The organism is Nocardia sp. CWNU-33, assembly GCF_046764895.1.
In the GTDB taxonomy this organism is placed as follows: Bacteria; Actinomycetota; Actinomycetes; order Mycobacteriales; family Mycobacteriaceae; genus Nocardia.
Genome location: NZ_JBKOQN010000012.1, coordinates 25,935 through 47,942, shown reverse-complemented (window position 1 = coordinate 47,942; position 22,008 = coordinate 25,935). Strand labels below are relative to the sequence as shown.

16 protein-coding genes and 1 pseudogene are annotated in these 22,008 nt (G+C 66.3%); 8 read left to right on the top strand and 9 right to left on the bottom strand.

Translation table 11 applies throughout. The features are described 5' to 3' along the window. Together ACLMAL_RS18390 and ACLMAL_RS18385 are read right to left on the bottom strand one after the other, a co-directional pair. Positions 1–2,128 (bottom strand): annotated as a pseudogene (locus ACLMAL_RS18390) (hypothetical protein); the annotation flags it as partial. A gap of 30 nt (positions 2,129–2,158) precedes the next feature. Next, positions 2,159–3,835 carry a hypothetical protein gene (locus ACLMAL_RS18385; RefSeq protein ID WP_412000185.1) on the bottom strand — a complete coding sequence of 559 codons (1,677 nt, stop codon included), beginning with the start codon at positions 3,833–3,835 and terminating at the stop codon, positions 2,159–2,161. A gap of 478 nt (positions 3,836–4,313) precedes the next feature. Between ACLMAL_RS18385 and ACLMAL_RS18380 the strand changes: the two genes are divergently transcribed. From ACLMAL_RS18380 to ACLMAL_RS18365, 4 genes are all read left to right on the top strand, one after another. Further along, positions 4,314–4,400, top strand: a complete 87-nt coding sequence (locus tag ACLMAL_RS18380) for a potassium-transporting ATPase subunit F (protein ID WP_328413265.1) — start codon at positions 4,314–4,316, stop codon at positions 4,398–4,400. Beyond that, entirely contained in the window at positions 4,401–6,071 is a 1,671-nt protein-coding gene (gene kdpA / locus ACLMAL_RS18375; protein ID WP_412000184.1) for a potassium-transporting ATPase subunit KdpA, read from the top strand. Between the two features lie 112 nt (positions 6,072–6,183). Then, positions 6,184–8,244, top strand: coding sequence for a potassium-transporting ATPase subunit KdpB (gene kdpB, locus ACLMAL_RS18370; protein WP_412000307.1), 2,061 nt, complete (start codon positions 6,184–6,186; stop codon positions 8,242–8,244). A 1-nt stretch (position 8,245) separates the two neighbouring features. Then, complete coding sequence (locus ACLMAL_RS18365; protein WP_412000183.1) at positions 8,246–9,133, top strand: potassium-transporting ATPase subunit C; 888 nt, start codon at positions 8,246–8,248, stop codon at positions 9,131–9,133. 59 nt (positions 9,134–9,192) lie between these two features. Here the strand turns inward: ACLMAL_RS18365 and ACLMAL_RS18360 are convergent, their stop codons facing one another. Continuing rightward, positions 9,193–9,798 (bottom strand): QsdR family transcriptional regulator, encoded by a 606-nt coding sequence (locus ACLMAL_RS18360; protein WP_412000182.1) that lies wholly within the window; start codon positions 9,796–9,798, stop codon positions 9,193–9,195. 170 nt (positions 9,799–9,968) lie between these two features. Here ACLMAL_RS18360 and ACLMAL_RS18355 point away from each other — a divergent pair, with 170 nt between their 5' ends. The 3 genes from ACLMAL_RS18355 to ACLMAL_RS18345 are packed head-to-tail and all read left to right on the top strand — an operon-like array spanning position 9,969 to position 13,784. After that, positions 9,969–11,462 carry a carboxylesterase/lipase family protein gene (locus tag ACLMAL_RS18355; protein WP_412000180.1) on the top strand — a complete coding sequence of 498 codons (1,494 nt, stop codon included), beginning with the start codon at positions 9,969–9,971 and terminating at the stop codon, positions 11,460–11,462. Further along, complete coding sequence (locus ACLMAL_RS18350; RefSeq protein ID WP_412000179.1) at positions 11,459–12,292, top strand: enoyl-CoA hydratase; 834 nt, start codon at positions 11,459–11,461, stop codon at positions 12,290–12,292. The genes ACLMAL_RS18355 and ACLMAL_RS18350 overlap by 4 nt, the downstream gene beginning before the upstream one ends. Continuing rightward, on the top strand, positions 12,285–13,784 hold the full coding sequence (locus tag ACLMAL_RS18345) for an AMP-binding protein (protein WP_412000178.1): 1,500 nt from the start codon (positions 12,285–12,287) through the stop codon (positions 13,782–13,784). The genes ACLMAL_RS18350 and ACLMAL_RS18345 overlap by 8 nt, the downstream gene beginning before the upstream one ends. 131 nt (positions 13,785–13,915) lie before the next feature. Here the strand turns inward: ACLMAL_RS18345 and ACLMAL_RS18340 are convergent, their stop codons facing one another. Both ACLMAL_RS18340 and ACLMAL_RS18335 read right to left on the bottom strand, forming a co-directional pair. After that, the gene (locus ACLMAL_RS18340; RefSeq protein WP_412000177.1) at positions 13,916–14,647 is read right to left on the bottom strand and encodes a poly-gamma-glutamate hydrolase family protein; all 732 of its coding nucleotides are present in this window, start codon (positions 14,645–14,647) and stop codon (positions 13,916–13,918) included. A 92-nt stretch (positions 14,648–14,739) separates the two neighbouring features. Further along, the gene (locus ACLMAL_RS18335) at positions 14,740–15,828 is read right to left on the bottom strand and encodes a winged helix DNA-binding domain-containing protein (protein WP_412000176.1); all 1,089 of its coding nucleotides are present in this window, start codon (positions 15,826–15,828) and stop codon (positions 14,740–14,742) included. An 80-nt stretch (positions 15,829–15,908) separates the two neighbouring features. On the opposite strand from ACLMAL_RS18335, the gene ACLMAL_RS18330 reads away from it, so the two are divergent. Then, positions 15,909–16,193 (top strand): hypothetical protein, encoded by a 285-nt coding sequence (locus ACLMAL_RS18330; protein WP_412000175.1) that lies wholly within the window; start codon positions 15,909–15,911, stop codon positions 16,191–16,193. Positions 16,194–16,284: 91 nt separating this feature from the next. Here ACLMAL_RS18330 and ACLMAL_RS18325 read toward each other — a convergent pair whose 3' ends face one another. The 4 genes from ACLMAL_RS18325 to ACLMAL_RS18310 all read right to left on the bottom strand — a co-directional run bounded on the left by ACLMAL_RS18325 (position 16,285) and on the right by ACLMAL_RS18310 (position 21,939). Continuing rightward, positions 16,285–18,441, bottom strand: coding sequence for a glycogen debranching N-terminal domain-containing protein (locus ACLMAL_RS18325; protein ID WP_412000174.1), 2,157 nt, complete (start codon positions 18,439–18,441; stop codon positions 16,285–16,287). Then, positions 18,438–19,538 (bottom strand): glycosyltransferase family 4 protein, encoded by a 1,101-nt coding sequence (locus ACLMAL_RS18320; protein WP_412000306.1) that lies wholly within the window; start codon positions 19,536–19,538, stop codon positions 18,438–18,440. Before ACLMAL_RS18320 ends, ACLMAL_RS18325 begins: the two co-directional genes overlap by 4 nt. 349 nt (positions 19,539–19,887) lie before the next feature. Continuing rightward, the gene (locus ACLMAL_RS18315; RefSeq protein WP_328413271.1) at positions 19,888–20,319 is read right to left on the bottom strand and encodes a carboxymuconolactone decarboxylase family protein; all 432 of its coding nucleotides are present in this window, start codon (positions 20,317–20,319) and stop codon (positions 19,888–19,890) included. A 93-nt stretch (positions 20,320–20,412) separates the two neighbouring features. Beyond that, entirely contained in the window at positions 20,413–21,939 is a 1,527-nt protein-coding gene (locus tag ACLMAL_RS18310) for a PstS family phosphate ABC transporter substrate-binding protein (RefSeq protein WP_412000173.1), read from the bottom strand. Between the last annotated feature and the right edge of the window lie 69 nt (positions 21,940–22,008).

The window sequence follows — 22,008 nt, the reverse complement described above, 5'->3', positions numbered from 1 at the left end:
GATCGCGCGCAGGTGGATTCGGATCTCCCCGCTGTGGCGTGTGGTCGGTGTCACGGCCACGCGCGGCGGCGGGCGGGCTGTCGGATGGGTCATCGTGCGACTTGGGACCTGTGCGCGAAGCAGCACTCGACTCCTTGGGGGCAGGTTCGGTCTTCGTCCACGGCGTCTTGGTCTTACCGCTCGGCTCTTGGTCGGGTGAGTGCACTGGCGGAGACGCGTCGGATGGGTCCTTTCGGATGGGGGCTTCGGCACGCTCGGCGGGCTTGCGTGGCGGGATCGACTCGTCGCCACGTGGCCGCGGCCGCAGGACCGAGTCACCAGGCGGGACAATCGTGCCGTCCGCGTCTGCGTTGGCATCGGGAAGGCGCACCTCATCCTGACGCTGCTCGGGATTGGCAACGGGCTCATGCGGAGCAACAGCGGCAGCATCATCGCCGAACTCGCCGTGATCGCGCCGCGGGCCAGGCAATGATGGCCGTTCAGATTCCGCTCTTGTGCCGGAGCTGCTGTGATTTCCTCCCGGATCAGCTGGACTGCGGTCGGGCGGCCCCACATGTGGCCGTTGGTCGGTCGATGCCGCATGGCTGATGCGATCTGGCCGGGAGGCGGGCAGGAGGGAGCCACTGTCGTGGTTCATTTTTGGCGCGTCTGGCGGAGTGTGGCTGGGGATCGATGTCGGCAGTGGCGGGTGCACAGCTGGTCCGACCACCGCGGGTATGACGGCAGGTTCGCGCGAATGGCTCGGTGATTCCGGTCGGACAGGTCCGAGCGGTGTGACGTCAGCGGCCGCAAGTGGGCGCTGGGGCGGCGACCCTGAGGGGGAGTCGGCCAGTTGAGCGCGATGAGGGGCGTTGTAGGCGGGTGGTTCGGTGGGGTCGTCGGCGACAGTTTTGAGTCCGGGTTGGACATGGGCGTCGTTGGGGTCGCGATGGGACACACGCGGGGCGGGTTCGGGTGTCGTGGTGTCGGGTCGTCGGGCGCCAGGCGGGTGTGGTTCGTCCGGCGTCGAGGTACGGAGGTCGGGTTCGTGGTTCCGTGCACCAGCTCCGTCAGCTTCGCGGCTGTCGATCCGAGGCGGCGGAGGGTGCGGCGGCGAGGGATTTTCCGGGTCGGCGGTGATTCGAGCAGGCCCGTGCGGGTCAGGTGGCGGGCCGCCCCCCTGTCGCGGGGTGGCAAGGGGAGGCGGCGGCGGTGTGTGCGGGTTCCCGGCGTGCAGCGCATACGCGCTACCACCGACGACGCCACCGACGAAGCCGGTGACCAGCCCGGCGAGGAATTCGTCACGTGTCGGGAGGGCGAAGTGGCCGGTGTATGCGGCCTCGACACCCGCGGCGGCCATTGTTCCTGCGACGGCGCCACCGATGCCGCCCGCTCCACCGAGCAGGAATGTGGTCACGATGGTGCCCGGGATCGCTGCGTGGATGCGATTGGCGACGAAGCGGGAGACAGCCGGTCCGACGGCGATGGCCAAACCCGCGCCCCCGGCGCCTCCTGCGGCACCGGCGACGCCGTAGGTGACGATCGGTTGCACATCGAGGTCCTTGCGGTTCCCGTCGTGTATCTGTTTCAGTTCCGCCACCAGCGGGACTGCGGCGCCGAAGACACCGCCGATGACCGTGGCGGTGATCAGCATGCGGGAACGGGTGACAGTGAAGGTCAGTCCGGTCGCGGTGATCTTGTCGAGGAGTCTGACAAGGAAGGCCCGCCAGCCGGCACTTGCGGCGGCCCGGTCCGCGACAGCTTTGGCCGCGCCGACATGCAGCAGCATGGCGTCGGCGGCCAACTGCGCGACCAGAACCACGCCCATGCCCACCCACGTCAGCTGCCCCAACTCGATGGAGTTGGCGCCCTCGTAGGACTGTCGGGCCAGGCTGTCGCAGTAGTCGCCGTGTTCTCGCAGGGTGGCCGCGCACTGCCGGTAGCGCTCGGCGAGGCCGTCGCCGGCTTCTCCGCTGATCGTGGACGGCGTCGAATCAGCTTTCGCCGCATAGGTCTCGGCCAAAGTCCGGCATTGTTCGGAGGTGGCGGACCAGCTGTCACCGACGCGTCGAATCGCCGACGGGTCGCCGTCCGGGCACGGGCCGAGGACGGCCTCGACCAGCGGTTCAGGGAATCCGGACGGCAGCACAGCGATTCCAACCGTCCACCGGGGTCCGACTCATCGAGCACCGGCCGATCCTTGTGCCACCTCCGCAAGCAACCGATGCAGCACCTGCGCAGGCCCCTGCGCCTTCTCTGCACCCAGCTCGACCGTGGCGAAAGCGTCCGCCAGCGCCACAGCAGGGTCGAAGCTGCCTTGGGAAAGCCTTCGTCCGCTCAGCTGCCGACGCCATTGCTTGTAGTCGGCAACCACGCGCCCCAGGTGGTCACCTCGCCGCGTCCCGCTCACTGTCAGGTACTCGGCGATCAACGCGCGCTGCGCGGCCCGGAGAGTGCGAAGACCTGCCGCGATAACGAGCACTCGACCGAATTCGTGAACCACGGTCGAGTACATCGGACGATCCTCCGAACCGGGGCTGCGGTTTCCCGACCTGGTCTCGGCACGGACAGCCGTAGCAAGCAGTGCAGGATTCGCGGCAGCGGCGCGTTCGATGACGATCCACACAGACGATGACGGCCACCTCACCTCGTCCGAGCCTCGATCGCGCGATACGACACCGGACAGCGTGCCGTCGTGACGATCCGCCAGCTCGATACCGGCGAAGGGAACCGGGTACGTCGCCAGCATGTCGTCGAGCGCGGCGGCGATCTCCCTGACCGCGTGTTCACCGATACCCGCAGTTTCGAAACCGGCCAGCTGCAGGCTGTGCCGGTCGGCCATCTCCCCGGCGATACGCATGGTTTCGGCATCGGTCAAGGTATCGCTCGGTATCCGAAGCTCCGCTGATGCCGTACGCCGTTGGGGAGTCTTCGGGCGCGGCGACGATGCCGGCCGTGCGGCACCTGGTTGGGGACCTGGTGCCTGGGGTGCGGAGACTCTGGGACGCACGCTGCTCACCGGTGCGGGCGGCGTGTCTGTCGGCCTCGGCACCGGTGCTCTCGATGTACCTCGCGACCACGGGGAGCCCACCCGGCTGTTCTCGGCGCGATCAGTCGACGTCGGCCCCTGCCCCGCAGGAAGGCTTGCGGGGTTCGATCCGACCGGTGTCGCGCCAGAGATCGGCGGCGCTACCGGGGTGCCCGATGTCCGGATCGGGTCTGGCGGGCGTCCCAGGACGGGGTCGACATCTTGCGATCGGCCCGCGGAGTCGCTCTGGGGGCCCGGCTGTCGGGTCGCAGACTGTTCGGACCCCGTTTCCGGAAGGCTCGTGGCCTGCGCCGTGTCGACATATCGGCCGACGGCCGGATCGGCTGCTCGGGCCGCGTCGTCATGGTGCTGGACGGATGCTGCGGGCCGGCCTCCCAGGGCGTTCCCGGGGAAGGGCTCCGCCGGTTCGGCTAGCGCGGGTCCGGCGACAGCTGGTGCGGGGCCATCGATGGTCGGTGTGGGTACATCGAGGTTCGATCCATCGCCGCTGATCGGGCCCGAACGCCGGATTCGTGCGGCGCCGTCCAGATCTGCGCCTTCGAATGCGTCGGCCGCCTCAGCGACGCCGACGCCCACGGCACGGAGGTTCGCGACCAGTAGCTCCAGGCTGCGCACCGCGCGCTCGGAGTCGGGAAGATAGGTCTCCTCGAAACTCTTCCCGACACTGTCCTGGCCCCAGGGCGCACCCTCGTGCGCGATCGTCGCCTTCAACTCCGTGACGAAGCGAGATGCCTCGTCGGCGAGTTGGTCCAGGTCCGATGCCGACGCACGCAGTGCCCCGAGATCGACGTTCAGTGACTGAGCCACACCGAACTCCCTCATCATCGTCGTCGTGGCTTCAGGCCAGCAAATGTACGCCGCACAACCTAATCGCTCTTCCCTAAATTGGGAATAACGATGCGGAGTGCGCGGTGTAAGGATTGCGTTTCCGCACGCGGGAGCGATCCGACGACCTACAGGCACGACCGCTCGTCGACCGGACGGCAAGCAGGTAACCGGCCCCGCGTCAGCACGGCGTGTTGACGGTACTACCGCAGGCTTTGACGGCATTCTCTCAGCTATCCCAGGCCGGGGTGTAAACGAACCGCAAAGGCGGATGGCGGCGGCGCTAAGGAGTCGTAAGGAACCTCGGCTCGGGGCCTAACGAACGCTTGACTCGGCCTGGCGCGCTCCACGGATGGAGTGCGGATGGAGGTTGTAAAGACATGTCTGTCGTGGTGTTCACGGTGCTCACCGTGGCGATCTTCGCGCTGCTGGGCCTGATCCAGCGGGGGGTGGAAAAACTGTGATCGCGAATCTGATCGGTCTGATCCTGGCCGTCCTCGTCGCGGTCTATATGGTTGCGGCTCTTCTTTTCCCCGAGAGGTTCTAGGTGAACACGACCACAGCGGGGATAGCCTTTCTGGCGGCCCTGATCATCGCGCTCGCGTTAGTGCATGTACCGCTCGGCGACTACATGTTCCGGGCCTACAACAACAACAAGCACACCCGCGCCGAACGCGTCGTCTACAAGGCCATCGGCGTCCAGCCGGAGGTCGAACAAACCTGGGGTGTGTACGCGCGCAGTGTGCTGGCGTTCTCCGCAGTCAGTGTGCTGTTCCTGTTCTTCTTCCAGCTGATCCAGGGCAAGCTGCCGCTACACCTGAACGATCCCGGCACGGAGATGACGCCGGCGCTGGCCTGGAACACTGCCATCAGCTTCGTGACGAACACGAACTGGCAGAACTACTCCGGCGAGTCGACCCAGGGACACCTGGTGCAGATGGCCGGTCTCGCAGTCCAGAACTTCGTCTCGGCCGCCGTCGGTATGGCCGTGGCGGTCGCGCTGGTCCGTGGGTTCGCGCGCAGGCACACCGGCGATCTCGGCAACTTCTGGGTGGACTTGGTGAGGGGTACCATCCGCATCCTGCTGCCGATCGCCTTCGTCTTCGCGATCGTGCTGGTCGCGGGTGGCGTAATCCAGAACTTCCACCTGCACGATCAGGTCGCGCACACACTCAACGGCACCGAGCAGACCATCACCGGCGGCCCGGTGGCCAGCCAAGAGGTCATCAAGGAGCTCGGCACCAACGGTGGCGGCTTCTACAACGCCAACTCTTCGCACCCGTTCGAGAACCCGACCACCTGGACGAACTGGGTGGAGATCTTCCTGATCCTGATCATCAGCTTCTCGCTGCCGCGCACCTTCGGCCGGATGGTGGGCAGCAAGAAGCAGGGCTACGCCATCGTGGCAGTGATGGGCACCATCGCGCTGATCAGCACGGTGCTGCAGAACGTCTTTCAGCTGGCACACCACGGCACCGTGCCGACCGCGGTCGGCGCAGCGCTGGAGGGCGTCGAAACCCGTTTCGGCGTGGCCGATTCCGCGACCTTCGCGTCCGCGACGACGCTGACCTCCACCGGAGCCGTCGACTCGTTCCACGACTCCTACACCAGCTTCGGCGGCATGATGACCATGTTCAACATGCAGCTGGGTGAGGTCGCGCCCGGTGGTACCGGCTCCGGTCTCTACGGCATGCTCATCCTCGCGGTCATCACCGTCTTCGTCGCGGGCCTGATGGTCGGTCGCACACCGGAGTACCTCGGCAAGAAGATCACGCCGCGCGAAATCAAGCTCGCCGCTTCGTATTTCCTGATCAGCCCGCTGATCGTGCTGGTAGGGACCGCGGTGGCGATGGCAATGCCCGGTCAGCGAGCCAGTATGGCCAACACCGGGCCACACGGGCTTTCAGAGGTGCTGTACGCATTCACCTCGGCGGCCAACAACAACGGTTCGGCGTTCGCCGGTCTGAGCGGCAACACCGAGTGGTACAACACCGCACTCGGCCTCGCGATGGTGTTCGGCCGGTTCCTGCCGATCATCTTCGTCCTCGCGCTCGCCGGTTCGCTGGCCAGGCAGGGCACCACCCCCGAGTCGATCGGCACACTCCCGACACACCGGCCGCAGTTCGTCGGCATGGTCGTCGGCGTGACCGTGATCCTGGTCGCGCTGACCTTCCTGCCCGCACTCGCACTCGGGCCGCTCGCTGAAGGAATCCACTGAAATGACCAGTCCCACTACTGAATCGACCGGCTCCACGGCCGTATCCGAGCACCCGAAGAAGCAGGTCGAGTCCAAGGGCGGTCGCGTCGCGCGTGGCGCGCTCGACCCGAAGATGCTGCTGACGTCCCTGCCGGACGCGGCACGCAAGCTCGACCCACGCACGATGTGGAAAAACCCGGTGATGTTCATCGTCGAGATCGGCGCCGTCTGGTCGACCGTTCTCGCGATCGCCGACCCTACTTTCTTCGCCTGGGCGATCGTGGTGTGGCTGTGGCTCACCGTAATCTTCGCCAACCTCGCCGAGGCCGTCGCTGAGGGGCGTGGCAAGGCGCAGGCCGACACGCTGCGCAAAGCGAAGACCGACACCATTGCTCGACGCCTTGTCGACTGGTCGCCCAGCGGCCGCGTGGTCGAGGAGAAAGTCGGCGCACCCGAGCTGCAGCGCGGCGACTACGTAGTCGTCGAGGCGGGCCAGATCATCCCCGGCGACGGTGACGTCGTGGAAGGCATTGCGTCGGTGGACGAGTCGGCCATCACCGGTGAATCCGCCCCGGTCATCCGGGAATCCGGCGGCGACCGCTCGGCGGTGACCGGTGGCACCACGGTGCTGTCGGACCGGATCGTCGTGAAGATCACCCAGGAGCCCGGCGCGAGCTTCATCGACAAGATGATCGCCCTCGTCGAGGGTGCCAGCCGGCAGAAGACACCGAACGAAATCGCGCTGAACATCCTGCTTGCCTCGCTCACGATCATCTTCGTGTTCGCGGTGGTCACCCTGCAGCCGCTGGCGATCTTCGCCAAGGCGAACAACCCGGGCGTGCCGGATACCTCGGCACTGGACGTGCACGGCATCACCGGAATCGTCATGGTCTCGCTGCTGGTCTGCCTCATCCCGACCACCATCGGCGCACTGCTGTCGGCCATCGGCATCGCGGGCATGGACCGGCTGGTCCAGCGCAATGTGCTGGCCATGTCGGGCCGCGCGGTAGAGGCCGCGGGCGACGTCAACACGCTGCTGCTGGACAAGACCGGCACCATCACCCTCGGCAACCGGCAGGCCTCGGAGTTCGTTCCGGTGCCCGGCATTCCGGACGACGAATTGGCCGATGCCGCCCAGCTTTCCAGCCTCGCCGACGAGACCCCTGAGGGTCGTTCCATCGTCGTGTACGCCAAGCAGGCGTTCAACAAACGCGAGCGCACCCCCGGTGAGCTGACCGGCGCGACCTGGGTGGAGTTCACCGCGCAGACCCGCATGTCGGGCGTGAACCTGTCCGATGGGCACCAGCTACGCAAGGGCGCGGCCAGCGCCGTCGTCGAATGGGTTCGCGCACAAGGCGGGGAGGTACCCCACGAGATCGGCGTGATCGTCGACGGCGTCTCCGCCTCCGGTGGCACGCCGCTGGTTGTCGGTGCGGCCACGGACGGCAAGGCCCGCCTGCTGGGCGTCATCCATCTCAAGGACGTCGTCAAGCAGGGCATGCGCGAGCGGTTCGACGAGATGCGCAGGATGGGCATTCGGACCGTCATGATCACCGGTGACAACCCGTTGACCGCCAAGGCGATTGCCGACGAAGCGGGTGTGGACGACTTCCTCGCGGAGGCCACGCCGGAGGACAAGCTGGCGCTGATCAAGAAGGAACAGGACGGCGGCAGGCTGGTCGCGATGACCGGTGACGGCACCAACGATGCGCCGGCACTGGCGCAGGCCGACGTGGGCGTCGCCATGAACACCGGCACATCGGCGGCCAAAGAGGCCGGAAATATGGTCGATCTGGATTCGGATCCGACCAAGCTCATCGAGATCGTGGAGATCGGCAAGCAGCTGCTCATCACCCGTGGTGCGCTGACCACGTTTTCGATCGCCAACGACATCGCCAAGTACTTCGCGATCCTGCCCGCGCTGTTCGTCGTGCTGTTCCCCGGCCTCGACGCCCTGAACATCATGCGGCTGGCCAGCCCGCAGTCGGCGATCCTGTCGGCGGTCATCTTCAACGCGCTTGTCATCATCGCGTTGATCCCGTTGGCGCTGCGCGGCGTGAACTACACGCCGACCAACGCGTCGAAACTGCTGAGCCGCAACCTGACCATCTACGGCCTCGGCGGCATCGTCGCACCGTTCGCCGGCATCAAGCTCATCGACCTCGTCGTCCAACTCCTCCCCGGGATGTCCTGATATGCGTATGTCAACTTGGATCCGGCAGCACGTGGCCGCGTTGCGTGCGCTGCTCGTGCTCACCGCGATCACCGGAATCGTTTATCCGCTGGCGGTTTTCGCGGTAGCTCAGCTGCCCGGCCTGCACGACAAGGCCGAGGGCTCGCTGATCACCATCGAAGGAAAGACGGTGGGCTCCAGCCTGATCGGGCAGTCGTTCACCGATAAGGACGGCAACGCGCTGGTGCAGTACTTCCAGAGCCGTCCCTCGGCGGCAGGCGAGGGCTACGACCCGACCTCCACGGCGGCCTCCAACCTCGGCCCCGAGAGCATCGTTGACACCCTGGACGCCGACCCGGCGAACGTGAAGCTGAGCTTGCTGTCCACGGTGTGCTCGCGCAGCAAGGAAGTCGGCGGCCGTGAGGGGGTCGACGGCAGCCGTCCGTTCTGCACCAAAGACGGTGTCGGAGCGGTGCTCTCGGTGATCGGTCCGCGCGACGCCGATGGTGAGGTCTCGCACCCGGTGCAGGTCGTGAGCGTCAACGAGGCCTGCCCGACCACCCCGTTCCTGTCCACCTACAAGGGTGTCGCAGTCGAATGCGCCAAGCCGGGCGAGGACTACTCGGTCGGCCGGACCGTACCGATCTTCGGTTATGCCGCCACCGACACTCCGGTCCCCACCGACGCGATCACGGCCAGTGGCAGTGGGCTTGACCCGCACATCTCCCCGCACTACGCGGCCATCCAGGTTGCACGAATCGCCGCTGCCCGCAATATCTCCGCAGATCAGGTGCGGGAGGTCGTCGAAGCGAACACCGACGGCCGCACCCTCGGCTTCCTCGGCGAACCGCGCGTCAACGTGGTCGAACTGAACCTCGCCCTCGACAGCCGCTACCCCTTCCGCGGCTGACGACGCATACCGAAGGCCACCTCCCGTGCTGGACGGCAGGTGGCCTTCGGCACGAGCGCTTACTGCTCGCGACCGTGCAGGAGTGCGCGCAGCACCCGCTCGGCGCCGTCGGGGTCCGGCGGCGCACCGGCGATCGTCGGCAGATAATGGAACGACTCGGCGATTCGTACACTCGCATAGGCGAGTTCGTCGAGCGTGAGCGTTGTCGTAATGCGCTGCTCCTCTAGGTCGCGGGCGAGATAGTCCGCGACAGCACGCACGAGCCGCGGCTGAAACCCGTTGCTCGCCAAAGTGAGCAGCTTCATCGCGCGCTCGTTCTCTTCCAGCGCAAACTTGCGGGCTCCCGGCTGCGCCAGGATCGACCTGAGGTAGGCGGCAAGCAGCGCGGGCACCCGTGACCCGGGCAGATCCCGCAGGCGCTCCCATTCGTCGCGCAGCGTGGCGTCGGTCAGCGACCAGATGATCTCCACCAGCAGTTCGTCGCGGCTGCCGACCCAGCGATAGAGCGTGACCCGGTTGACCGCGAGCTCGGTCGCGAGCTGGCCGACATCGAGCCGCTCCCCGCGCAAGAACTTTCGTTTCGCCAGCCGGAAAGCGTCCAGTGGCTCCGGCCGCCGCCGCACCGTGTCCGACAGTGCCCGTTGCAGTGGCGTGGAATTCGTCATGTTCGAAGATTACGCCAAATGCAACAAGCGCGCATCATGTTGCATCAACAATTTCTGGAGGGGCTATGCTGCACAAGTGCGACAAAATCGCCCCAGAGCCGCTCTTGACGTCGATATTTCCATGCGGCTTGATTGCAACATGTACTGAATTCTGATCAAGGATGAAACAGATGACAGATATGTTACACACCGTCGACACCCGGTACGGCCCGGTGCTCGGACAGGCGCGCGGCCGGGTGCATGCGTTCCTCGGAATCCCCTACGCCACCGCCCCGGTGGGAAAACATCGTTTCCTGCCACCGAGCCCACCGCCGTCGTGGCGCGAACCACGGGATGCGACCCGACCGGGACCGACTGCCGCGCGAGCGCCGTACGTGCCCGCCTACGACGGTCTGGTTCCCGAACTGCTGATCCCCGGCGATGAGTTGCTCAACCTCAGTATCTGGACACCGGCGACCGACGGTGCGCTTCCTGTTCTCGTCTGGATCCACGGCGGTGCGTTCACCAACGGGTCCAACGCCCTACCGACCTATGACGGCACGGCATTCGCCGCGGGCGGCGTGGTCGTCGTCGCCGTCAACTATCGTCTCGGCGCCGAGGGGTGGCTCCATTTCGGCGGCGAGACAGTCAACCTCGGCATTCTCGATGTGGTGACGGCCCTCGAGTGGGTGCGCGACAATATCGCGGCCTTCGGCGGCGACCCGGCCAGGGTGACCATCGCCGGCCAATCCGCGGGCGCGATGCTAGCTACGACCCTGCCTGCCGTGCCGCGCGCCCGCGGCCTGTTCCACGGCTTGATCGCGCACTCCGGCGCCGGGGCTAACACGATCAGCCCCGGCGAGGCACGCCTGCTGATCGACAACGTCGCCACACACATCGGCATCGAGCCGACGCTCGATGCCTTCGAGCAGCTCTCGATCGATGAGCTGTCGGTGCACGTCCGTGAGGTGTTGCACGAGGTGCAGACCGCGGCGGACCCGGCGAAATGGGGCAGGCTGGCCCTGACGATCCTGCCATTCGCCCCGGTGGTCGACGGCTCGATTGTCACCGCGGAGCCGCTTGCCGCGATCGCGGAAGGCGCCGCGTCGGATATCGCGATCCTGTCCGGCAGCAACGCCGAGGATGCGCGCTTGATCCTGGTCTCTTCGGGCGCGATCGACCAGATCGACGAGGCCACCCTCGCCGCAGCCGGCACCGCCTATGGGCTGGATATCGGCGCTGCCCTGCCCGAATATCGCAGATCCCGCCCGGACGCGTCCCCGGGAGACCTGCTGTGTGCGGTCGTCACGGACTGGTTCTTCCGCATCCCGGCAATCCGGCTCGCCGAAGCGCAGGCGGCAGCAGGCGGACCGGCATGGGCATTCCGATTCGACTGGCGCTCACCACGTCTCGGCGGCAGGCTCGGCGCGGCACACGCGGTGGATCTGCCCTTCGTCTTCAAAACACACGCCATCACCGAGAGCCACACCCTGGTCGGCGCCCACGCCCCCGATCGAGTCGCCGACAACCTGCACGGCGCCTATCGCGCGTTCGCCATCGAGGCAGACCCCGGCTGGGCGCCCTACGACCCGCTGCGCCGAACCACCGGCCTGATCGCGGACACCGTGACGATCGCCGAAGACCCGGATGCCGAGGAACGACTGCTGTGGGACGGTGTGCGATGACCGCCCTCGTGCACTACGACGACAGCACCGACAAGATCGCCAGGATCGTCCTCGACCGTCCCGACGCGCGCAACGCGCAGAACACCGAACTCTTGTACGCCCTCAACGACGCCTTCGACCGCGCGGCGCGCGACGACGACATCCACGTGATCGTGCTCGCGGCCAACGGTCCGCACTTCTCGTCCGGTCACGATCTGCGCGAACACGATTGGCGCGACAACATGCGCCGCCGCGAGCCGGTCGGCACCTGGGCCGGCTTCGACAGCCCCGGCGCCGAAGGGCTCATGGGTCGTGAGGAGGAGATCTACACGGGCTTCAGCGAGCGCTGGCGCAACATTCCGAAGCCGACCATCGCGGAGGTGCACGGAAAGGTGATAGCGGGCGGTCTCATGCTGGTGTGGCCGTGTGATCTGATCGTCGCCGCCGAGGATGCCGAGTTCGTCGACAATGTCGTCGCGATGGGCGCCAACGCGGTGGAGTTCTTCAACCACCCATGGGAGTTCGGGATACGCAAGGCCAAGGAATTGTTGTTCACCGCAGGGACATTGAGCGCGGTCGATGCCGAACGGATCGGGATGGTCAATCGGGTGGTTCCGCGGGCGGAGCTCACCGAGCACACCATGGCGCTGGCCGCGACGATCGCCGCCATGCCGCTGTTCGCGCTGAAGCTCGCCAAGCGGTCGGTCAATGCCGCACAGGACGCCCAGGGACGACTGACCGCCCAGCAGACGGCATTCGCCCTGCACCAGCTCGCGCACAGTCACAACGTCCAGGTCCACGGCGAGATCGTGGACCCGGACTTTCTCTCGAGGTTCGTTCGTCGTGGCTGAACTCGTGGGCCCGAGACCGCTCGGGCAGATTCTCACCGAGCTGGCCGCCGCCGATCCGGATGCCCCCGCGATCACCATGGGCGGCGAAACCTGGACAAGACAAGACCTCGAGTCCACCGCGAATCGCCGGGCCAGGTACTACGCCGAGCTCGGCGTCGGCCACGGCGACTATGTCACCGTCGCGCTCACCAACGGCCCCTACTTCTACGCGACCGTCTTCGGTATCTGGAAGCTCGGCGCCACACCGCAACTCATCTCGCCACAGCTGCCCGCACCCGAACGTGCCGCCGTCATCGCGCTCGCGCGGCCACGGTTGGTCGTCGGCGCGCCGGAGCCGGGCCTGTCCACGCTGTCGGGCGAGCACGACGGCGGCGTCGCGATCTCCGACGCGCCGTTCGACAGCTACCCGATCGCACCGGCGTGGAAGGCGCCGACCTCCGGCGGCAGCACCGGCCGCCCCAAGTTGATCGTGTCCGGCCAGAACGGGTTGCTCGATATCGCGCCGCTGAACGCGATCCTGCGCCAGCGTCCGGACGATGTCCAACTGGTCACTGGGCCGCTATATCACAACGCCCCCTTCAACACGTCGTTCTTCGGGCTCATGGCAGGCCAACACCTCGTCGTGCTCCCGAAATTCGAGACCCGTGCCGCACTCGATGCCATTGCTGCTCATCGCGTCAGCTGGCTCACGGTGGTGCCGACCATGATGTCGCGCATGCTCACCGAGCTGCGCACCCACCCGACGGCTTACGACCTCGGTTCCCTCCGCGCGCTCTGGCACATGGCAGCGCTCTGCCCATCCTGGCTCAAACAGGCGTGGATCGATCTGATCGGTCCCGATCGGATCTTCGAAATGTACGGCGGGACGGAGAATCAGATGATGACGCTGATCGACGGCCACGAGTGGCTCGCCCATCCCGGTTCCGTCGGGCGGGCGGCCTTCGGTGAGTTCCGCGTCCTGAATTCCGAGGGCCGTCCGTGCGCCCCCGGCGAGGTCGGCGAAATCTTCATGCGGCCGCCCGAAGGCAACGGTCCGAGCTACCACTACATCGGCGCCGAACCACGGACCCATCCGGACTGGCCGGGGTGGGATTCACTCGGCGACCTCGGGCACGTGGACGAGGCGGGGTACCTCTACCTCAGCGACCGCCGCACCGATCTGATCATCAGCGGCGGCGCCAATGTATTCCCTGCCGAGGTGGAAGCCGTCGTCACCGAGTACCCCGGCGTCCGGGGATGCGCGGTCCTCGGTTTGCCCGACAACGACCTCGGCGCGCGCGTACACGCCGTGGTCGAAACCGATGAGCCACTGATCGAGGCCGATATCCGGGCCTATGTCGAGGCGCGGCTCACCCGCTACAAGTGCCCGCGCAGCTACCGCTTCAGTAACGCACCGTTGCGTGACGACGCCGGAAAGCTGCGCCGAAATGAGCTCCGCGACATCGAAATACAGCTGACAACGAGTAGCGCCAACCCCCAAGGAATGAGCTGAACCTGGGTTTGGACGGAAAGTGCCCGGCGGCTGACCCACTCCAAGATCGACCGCGGGCCGCCTTCGTCCGCACTGGCGGACGAAGGCGGCCTTCCACTTTCCGGCCCGAACCAGGCGTCAGCGGGCCGGGGCTAGTTCGCCGGGACCGGCTCGGACGGCGCCACGTCGGCGGGTAGGACCGAGAGCACCGCATCGACGTAGCGGTAGAACGCCGCGGTGCGGTTGCTCGAGTTCTCGATCCAGTCGAGATCGAGCTTGCCATCACGGAAGAACTGACGCCGTTGGCCGGTGGACAGTTCCAGCTGCACGCCCTTACCCCGGCGATTGCGATTGGCGATGTTCTGCGGGGAGTCACCGTTGATGTTGTCCGGTGTCTCATCGGCCACCGTGAATCCAGCACGCTCCAGTGCTGAACGCACCTTCTTCATCAGCGCAGTGTCGCGGCCACCGATATGGGTGATGGGAGAAGAGTCGTGCATACCGTGCCAGGACACTGTGTAGGAGCTCTGCTCGACCACGCGCACACCGATGGGTTCGTCGAATCGCGTGGCGGTGATGTGCAGGTCGTCGCTGTTGTCCTTCGGCTGGATCCCTTCGAAGGTGTAGCTGGTGCATTCGCCCTTCTCTGCGGCGTATCGAGCCAGCTCCGAGGTGCCCGCCTCGATCAAACCGCCGTGGATGGCGATGTGTGCTACCGGTGGGCCGCCACCGGCCGGACCGATCGCGGTCCTGAGGTAGTCGATGCCTTCTCGCTTGTGTGCCGCGAGCTCCGCGTAGTTGTGGTACCTATCGTCCGCAGACGCCGGTCCCGCACCTGCCAACAGGGCGACGGCGGCGACGAGAACGATCATGACTCTGTTCACAAGAGCAGGCTAGCCACCTTCGGTGACCCGTCAAATATGAATTCCAGGCACTGGAAGACGAAGGATCATCGACGATGAGGTGCAGGCGCGGGTCAGGCGTCGATGACGACCTTCCCCGTCACCTCCGGAACCACGAAGGTGAGCAGGTGTTCGGCTTCGGCGCGGACAGCCTGCTCGTCTGCGGGCGAGAGCAGGTGCCACGGGGTGATGCGCACCGTGGCATCCTCGAGCGCCCAGCGGCCATGGACGAAACCGTCGACGAGGTACATCGGGACACCCCCGGATGCCTCCTTGACGATCCGGCCGCGGTCTTCGTCGCTGATTATGCGGCGGCGGTCCTTGTGCCCGAGCAGTGAGTTGTCGAAGGCGGGCAGAAAGCGCACCGGGACAGGCAGATGCGGGTCGGCCAGCGGCGCTTCGGGCAGGTCGAACAGCTCTCTGCCCTGTTCGTCACGGAAGACGCGCAGGTTCGCGCGCATGCCGTCGACCACTCCGGCCAGCCGGGTGATGCCCGCCCAGACCTGGATATCCGCGACGCTCGCCGGACCGAAGCCCGCAAGGTAGCGCAGGATGAGGGTCTCCCGCTGTGGTTGCGCGGACATCGGCGCGCCCATCCATTCCTCCGCGAGGCCGATGGTGACAGAGCGGTTGCGCCATCTGCCCCATGCGCCGGTGTCCGGGCCGTGCACCAGTGGAACCATGAGCTCGACCGCCTCGGCGAGCCTGCGGGTGTGCCGGCCCGGAAAGCGTTCGGCGAGAAGCAGTCCCAGCTCGCTGCGGGTCAATGTCCGGCCGGTAAGCAGCTCTCGGCCCGCGGCGGCGAGCGCATGGTGGTCGAGGCCGTCGATCTCGTCGCGGAAGTACGCCGCCTGCAACGCCGCGCTGACGACGGGTTGCACCGTCGGCCGCAGCCAACGGAAATCCTCGGCGGCGGCCAGGTGCACGGTGCGCCGAATCATGCCCGAGCGCACCAGCTTCCGCTCTCTCAGCAGTTTCTCGAGCTCATCGTGCCGGAACTCCGCCAGCCGGGCCCACAGCCCGACGTATGGCCAGTTCGGTTCCTGCCCTTGCACGGCGACCAGGTGTTGCACGAGCTCGAGCGGCGCCATCGACACCCGCTGCACCAACAGCTGGCGCATCAACAGGGTTCGATTGAGCTCACGCAGCGACAGTTCGGTCATCCCGCCATCCTGACCGATGCCACCGACACCTCGGCACCCCACAGCTGGACTGCCGATATACGCATACATATACTGAGTACATGTTCGACCCCATCACCCTGACCCTTGGCGCGGCGATCGCCGGAGTCGGCTGGGCGGTAGGTCGATACAGCCGACGCGGCAAACCGGCCGTCGTGCCCGCCCCCTGCGGCTGTGGGCACGACCTCGCCATGCACGACCCGCAAGAGGGCATCTGTCACGCGGAGAGCTCCCGCAAGAGCAGCTCCGGTTTGCGCGAATGGGTTCGCTGCGGCTGCCGCCGGTATACGGGGCCGACGCCCATCGAGGACTACTTCACCCGGACGATCCTGCCGCCTACGGAGTAGACCCGAGGCGTCGTTCCATCGACATCTGCCGAGCCTGGAACACGCGACCGAACAACAAGCATTGCGCCTGCGGATTGCCCGGCGGCGGAAATCAGCGGGTGACCACCTGCCAACCGTCGGGCACCCGCGCCGAGATCACCTGCGTGCCCTCCGCCTCCAGATCGATGGTCACCGAACCCAGGCGCAGATCGGTCAGTGAGATCCGGCCCCACTCCGGCGGCAATTGTGGGCGCAGGGTGACGGTGCGGCCGGGCACATTCGGGTCGAGCCCGAGGAAGGAACGCACCAGCAACAATGGCGCCGCACTCGCCCATGCCTGCGGTGAACACGAGGTCGGGTACGGCACCGGCACCGCGAACTGATCACGCGGAAATCCGCAGAACAGCTCGGGCAGTCGACCACCGAAAGCTGCTGCGGCATCGAGCAATCCGCCCGCGATACGGGTTGCCAACTCCACCGCACCGGGGACCTGCCGGTAGCGCAGCAGCCCGGCGACGGCGATCGCGGTGTCGTGCGGCCACACCGATCCGCAGTGATAGCTCATCGGGTTGTAGGCGCCCATCGACGAAGAAAGCGTGCGCAACCCGAAACCGGTGTCCATATCCGGGCCGGACAACCGCCGCACCAACTCGGCGGCATGCTCGTCGGTGGCGATTCCGGCCCAGAGACAATGTGCCACATTGCTTGTCAGTGCATCGACCTGGCGCTTGCCGCCGTCCAGCGCTACTGCGTACCAGCCTCTGTCGGACAGCCAGAATTGCTCGGCGAACTTGCCGCGCAGTTCGGCGGCCCGCTCGCGCAGCCGAGTCGCGATGCGTGGCTCGCCGAATACATCGGCGAGTTCGGCCCGAGCAAGCAGGGCGGCGTGCGCATAACCCTGCACCTCGCACAGCGCGATCGGGGCCGCGGCAAGATGCCCTGCGGCGTCATTGATTCCGTCGAAGCTATCCTTCCAGCCCTGGTTGATCAGACCTCGATCGCTGGCTCTGCGGTACTCGACGAAACCGTCGCCGTCCTGATCGCCGTACTCGGTCAACCAGCCGATCGCGGCGTCGGCGGCGGGCAACAAGGCCCTTATCGCATCGGGATCCGCGCCCCACCGATGACATTCGGCGAGCAACATCACGAAAAGCGGTGTGGCGTCGGCAGTTCCATAGTAAATGTTGCCGCCGAGTGCCTGTCCGCTCGCCGGGCCACGGCGCATCTCGTGCATGATCCGCCCCGGCTCCTCCTCGGTAAGCGGATCGACCTTCTTGCCCTGCAATTCGGCCAGCTGTTGCAGTGTGCCGAGCGCCAGGTCGACCTCCAGCGGCAGTGCCATCCATGCGGTCAACAGGCTGTCGCGACCGAACAGCGTCATGAACCAGGGAGCGCCTGCGGCGACGAACGGCCTGCCCTCGCCGGTTTCGTCGTGAATCTGCAAGGCGCCGAGATCACTTTCCGAGCGCCGCAACACCTGAGTGAGCAGCAAGTCGGTGGCGGCGATCTTCGTTGCGGTATCGCGCCACGCCTCGATCTTGCGGCTCGGTGCGCTGAGCCCATGGTGCTCACCCGGTGCCAGTGGAGCCTGGACGCGCTGGTTTCCCACGGTCGGCTGGGCGATGATCTCGGTCTGCCAGCTCTCCCCCGGCGGCACCACGATCCGCCAGACCAAGGTGCCGGGCAATACCGTGGGTTCGACGGTCGCCGTGACCGACAGCCCGCGCGCCCGATCGACGTGATCGTGCAACAACAGCTCGCCCTCGGCCACCGCTATGTCGGCTCTCCCGTGCCCGGCCCTGCCCTCTTTGACCGCGAACAGATCGAGGAAATCGGCGTCGACATGCAGTTCCAACGTGACCGCCGTCGGCTCGCGACCCATATTCTCCAGCGTCAGTATCTCGTGCATCCCGTCGGCTATGAGCCGCTCGCGCACCACGAGCAGTGTGCTGTCGGCCAGCCCCGCCTGCGGCGGTCTTCGCAGCACGAACCGTGCCGCGAACGCTTCCGGGCTCAGCACCGAAAGCGGTTCGGCGGGCTTGCCGTCCACTAGCAGCTCCCAGCGCGAAATGACGCGCGCGTCCCGGAAGAACAGACCGTGCGGCCGGCCCGGCTCGACATCGCCGAGCCGGTTCGACAGACAGAACGTCGCGCCCTCGACCAGCGTCACCGAACTGTCGCAGCCGCCGAGGCCGGTGGGCTCGCCGGAGTTCAACGGTCGTGGGCTCTGCGGTTCCGGGCTCGGCTCAGCGCCGATCTCTGCTGTCATGCCAGTTCGCTCGCCGCAACCCGGACCGGAACGGTCTCATCGACCCAGCGGGCAGCTCGGGCCTTGCGTCCTTGCCGCAGTAGCCGGTGATAGACCTGTTCGTAGCCGTGCCCGAGCGTGTCGGCGCCGAAGTTCGCCTCGACATGTGCCCGGCAGGCGGCCGGATCCAGCTCGCTGACCTGAGCGATCGCCGCGGGCAGCTCGGCCGGATCGTCGCAGATCCGTCCGGTCACGCCGTCGACGATCACCTCGTCGACCGCACCGCCGCGCAGCGCGACCACCGGGGTGCCGCAGACCATCGATTCGATCATCACCATGCCGAACGGTTCCTCCCAGCGGATGGGGAACAACAGACAACGCGCACCGGAGAGTAGCTTGCGTTTGGCCGCCGCGTCGGCGAGTCCGAAAACATGATCGTGCTCGGTCAGCAGCGGTCGCACCACCTTCTCGAAGTACGCCTTCTCCGGCGGTTCACTGCACTTGCCGGCGAGCACTAGCGGAATACCGGCCGCGTGTGCGGCCTCCACCGCGAGGTGGGGTGCTTTGCACTCGTTGAACCGACCGAGAAACAATGCATAGTTTCCCTTGTCCGTGCGGAACGGCCATTGGTCCACGTGCAGCGCGTTGTGTACGCGCCCAACCCAATTCAAGTCCGGCGCCAGTGCGCGCTGACGGTCACTGATCGCCACCAGCGCGACCTCGTTGCCGAGTTCGCGGTAGTACCGATAGGAATCGTCCTCGACCGGGCCGTGCACCGTCACCACTGTCGGCAGTCCGAGCTTTTGGTAGGCGGGCACGTTGAGGGGGCCCGCGAAGGTGTGGTCGTGCACCAAGTCGATGCCAGAGGTAGCGGCGATGTGCTCGATGGCCCTTCGCGACTTGAGCGCATGGACTACTTCCGGAAACGGCTCGCCGAGCCGCTCGGGCAGCGCCCGGTCCCACACCGGGACGAACTTCGCCTTGGTGCCCGGTTCACCTGCGCCGATCAGTGTCACATCGTGGCCGCGGGCGACCAGCGCATCGACCAGATCCGCGACGACTGCCTCGACACCGCCGTACGCCTTGGGCGGCACGTCGAAATACGGGGGGACAACCATCGCGATGCGGAATCGTTCGCCGACATGATCGATCGACAACAGATCCGAAGACGCAATCGGCGCCGAACTGGGCGTGGATAACCGTTGACTCATGACCATCCTTCCAAGCAACCGTTGGCACTCGCATCCACCCAGCACTCGGAGCGCTGGGCGCCGAACGTGGTGGCCGCCGCGGCGGAGGTGGAGACAATGCCTGCACCGCCGTCCATCAGGGCTTGGTTGGCCTGTTCGCGCCTGAGGCGCGAACAGGGGGGCCGACAGAGACGTACCTCATGATCAACTATTCAAACCAGGCAGTCGGTCCCAATTTTGGGCCCGACCGAGCAAGCGCTCGGCCGGGTTACCAGCCTCAGGGCAACTCGGGCTGCATCCGCAGCGGCACGCCGATCCGATTCCACAGGTTGATCATCGCGGTGATCGCTACCAGACCGGCGCGCGCGCCCGTCTCGAAGTGCTTCTCGACATCCGCCCAGATCTCATCGCTCACGCCGTGCTCACCGAGCTTGGTGACCGCCTCGGCATAGGCTAGCGCCGCACGCTCCTGCTCGGTGTACAACGCCGATTCGCGCCAGGCGTCGAGCTGGAAGATCCGCTTCTCGGTTTCGCCTGCCAGGCGGGCATCGGTGGTGTGCATATCGATGCAGTACACACAGCCGTTGATCTGCGAGCCGCGGATCTTCACCAGCTCGCGGATCGTCGGATCCAACGGGCCTCGGCGGATCGCCGATTCTGCGGCAAACCAGGCGTGATAGATCTCGGGGGCAACCTCGGCCAAATTCATTCGTGCCACGGTGTTCGTCCTCTCTCAGGTACATACTGCTGCACCTGGGAGACGACACAGCCGCCGCTGCTGTGACATCCGGGGACCTTGCCGTCACACATCCGGCTGGCATCGAGGCGGATCCGGCAGGTCACCGCAGGCCACATTGCCGTGCGCGTTCAGCACATTCCGCCCCGCCTCGTCGGTCAGATAGCGCCGGAAAGCGGCGGCCAGTGAGTCGCCGGGCAATTCCCCATAGCTGTAGACGAATTCGATCCCCCAGAACGGGTACGTGCGGTTTATCGCACTGTCACGGGACGCGGTGATGCCATTGACCGCCACGGTCGGCACTCCCGCTCTCGTCGCCTCGGAGAACTCGCTGTAGCCGATAGCGCCCGGCAGGTCTGCGACGGCTTGCAACATGTCCTTGGTGACCTGGACGTCGCAATGGGCGGCACTCGGCGGCGGGATGTCCTCCAGCGCCTTGCAGCTCACGTGCGATCGGATGACCTGTGGCTGGGTGAGCAGTCGCCGTTCGAAGGTATTCCTGGTCCCGGAACCGGGGATGCGATTGACGAGGACGATCGGCAGATCCGGTCCACCGACGTCGCGCCAGTTGATGATCCGATCCTGGTAGATGTCCTCGATCTGTGCGGCCGTCAGGCTGCGGACACCCACGCCCGGGTGCACGACCATAGTGAACAACGACAGACCGAGTGCCCGCTTGAGCAATGCCGCATACCCCTCGCCCTTCGGCCCGTCGGTGATCGCCAGCAGTTCGTGGTTGTCCTTGCCCTCCTCGATGAGCCGGTCGAGGCCGCGTTCGGTGCCCTCGAAGGCGAAGGTGAATTCGGCTCCGGTGCAACGCTTCCGGTACTGCGCCGCAGCATCCTGGATGACGGGGGCGAACGCGGAAGACCCGACCAGCGTGAGTTTGCCCGCGGCACAGTCCAGCGGTGTCGGATCCGGCTCGACCGCGGCGACGACGAGCTGAACGACAATCACCAGCACCAGAAAAGCGGTGAGCGCCAGCATCACTCGGGACGCACCCGTGCGACTCTGGGTCTCCGTGACCGTCCCGCCTTTGATACCGCCTTGCAGCACCGGAGCGCGGTATTCCCCCGTCCCGTCGGAGCGCTGCAGGATGGCCAGGATCTTGTAGTGATCGCCGCGGTTCAACGACACCTTGGGCAGGTCGATGACGCCGATGTGCCCGATCGTGTCCTCCCGCACCGCGATTCCCGAGTCGCGGTCCAAACTGTCGGCCAGGCCGGGTTCGCTCAGCTCGGTCACCGCCATGCCGATGACCCGACGCTGCGGAAAGTGCAGGTGCAGGCCGACTCGGCCGGCATCGGGTGCCTGATAGTCGCGGCTGTCGATGGTCGTGGCACCGCTGTTCTCGATGCGGACCAAGACGACAGACAGATCTTTCAGCTCCGGACTCGAGCCGTCCAGATCCGGGCGAAGCTGCGGCAGCACTCCGGGGAAGACCGATTCGATCTCACCGGTGACAGGCGTATCCATCTGCACGCGGTAGCCGAGCTGCCTGCGCCCCACGAAGACGAACTCCCACAGGAAAGCGCCAGCCGACAACAGGATTGCGATAATCGCCAGCACGATCTCGACCGGAAAGTCGCCCACCAGAAAATCCACTCCCCAAGAGATCGTCGTACCAACCATTTTCGGGTGCAATCGGCGATCAGCCCTTGG

What these genes read in the sequence shown, in the direction of transcription:
- kdpB (WP_412000307.1), top strand. Translation starts at nt 6,184, where the DNA reads ATGCTGCTGACGTCCCTGCCGGACGCGGCACGCAAGCTCGACCCACGC.
- ACLMAL_RS18365 (WP_412000183.1), top strand. Translation starts at nt 8,246, where the DNA reads ATGCGTATGTCAACTTGGATCCGGCAGCACGTGGCCGCGTTGCGTGCG.
- ACLMAL_RS18360 (WP_412000182.1), bottom strand. Translation starts at nt 9,798, where the DNA reads ATGACGAATTCCACGCCACTGCAACGGGCACTGTCGGACACGGTGCGG.
- ACLMAL_RS18355 (WP_412000180.1), top strand. Translation starts at nt 9,969, where the DNA reads ATGACAGATATGTTACACACCGTCGACACCCGGTACGGCCCGGTGCTC.
- ACLMAL_RS18350 (WP_412000179.1), top strand. Translation starts at nt 11,459, where the DNA reads ATGACCGCCCTCGTGCACTACGACGACAGCACCGACAAGATCGCCAGG.
- ACLMAL_RS18335 (WP_412000176.1), bottom strand. Translation starts at nt 15,828, where the DNA reads ATGACCGAACTGTCGCTGCGTGAGCTCAATCGAACCCTGTTGATGCGC.
- ACLMAL_RS18330 (WP_412000175.1), top strand. Translation starts at nt 15,909, where the DNA reads ATGTTCGACCCCATCACCCTGACCCTTGGCGCGGCGATCGCCGGAGTC.
- ACLMAL_RS18325 (WP_412000174.1), bottom strand. Translation starts at nt 18,441, where the DNA reads ATGACAGCAGAGATCGGCGCTGAGCCGAGCCCGGAACCGCAGAGCCCA.
- ACLMAL_RS18320 (WP_412000306.1), bottom strand. Translation starts at nt 19,538, where the DNA reads ATGGTTGTCCCCCCGTATTTCGACGTGCCGCCCAAGGCGTACGGCGGT.
- ACLMAL_RS18315 (WP_328413271.1), bottom strand. Translation starts at nt 20,319, where the DNA reads ATGAATTTGGCCGAGGTTGCCCCCGAGATCTATCACGCCTGGTTTGCC.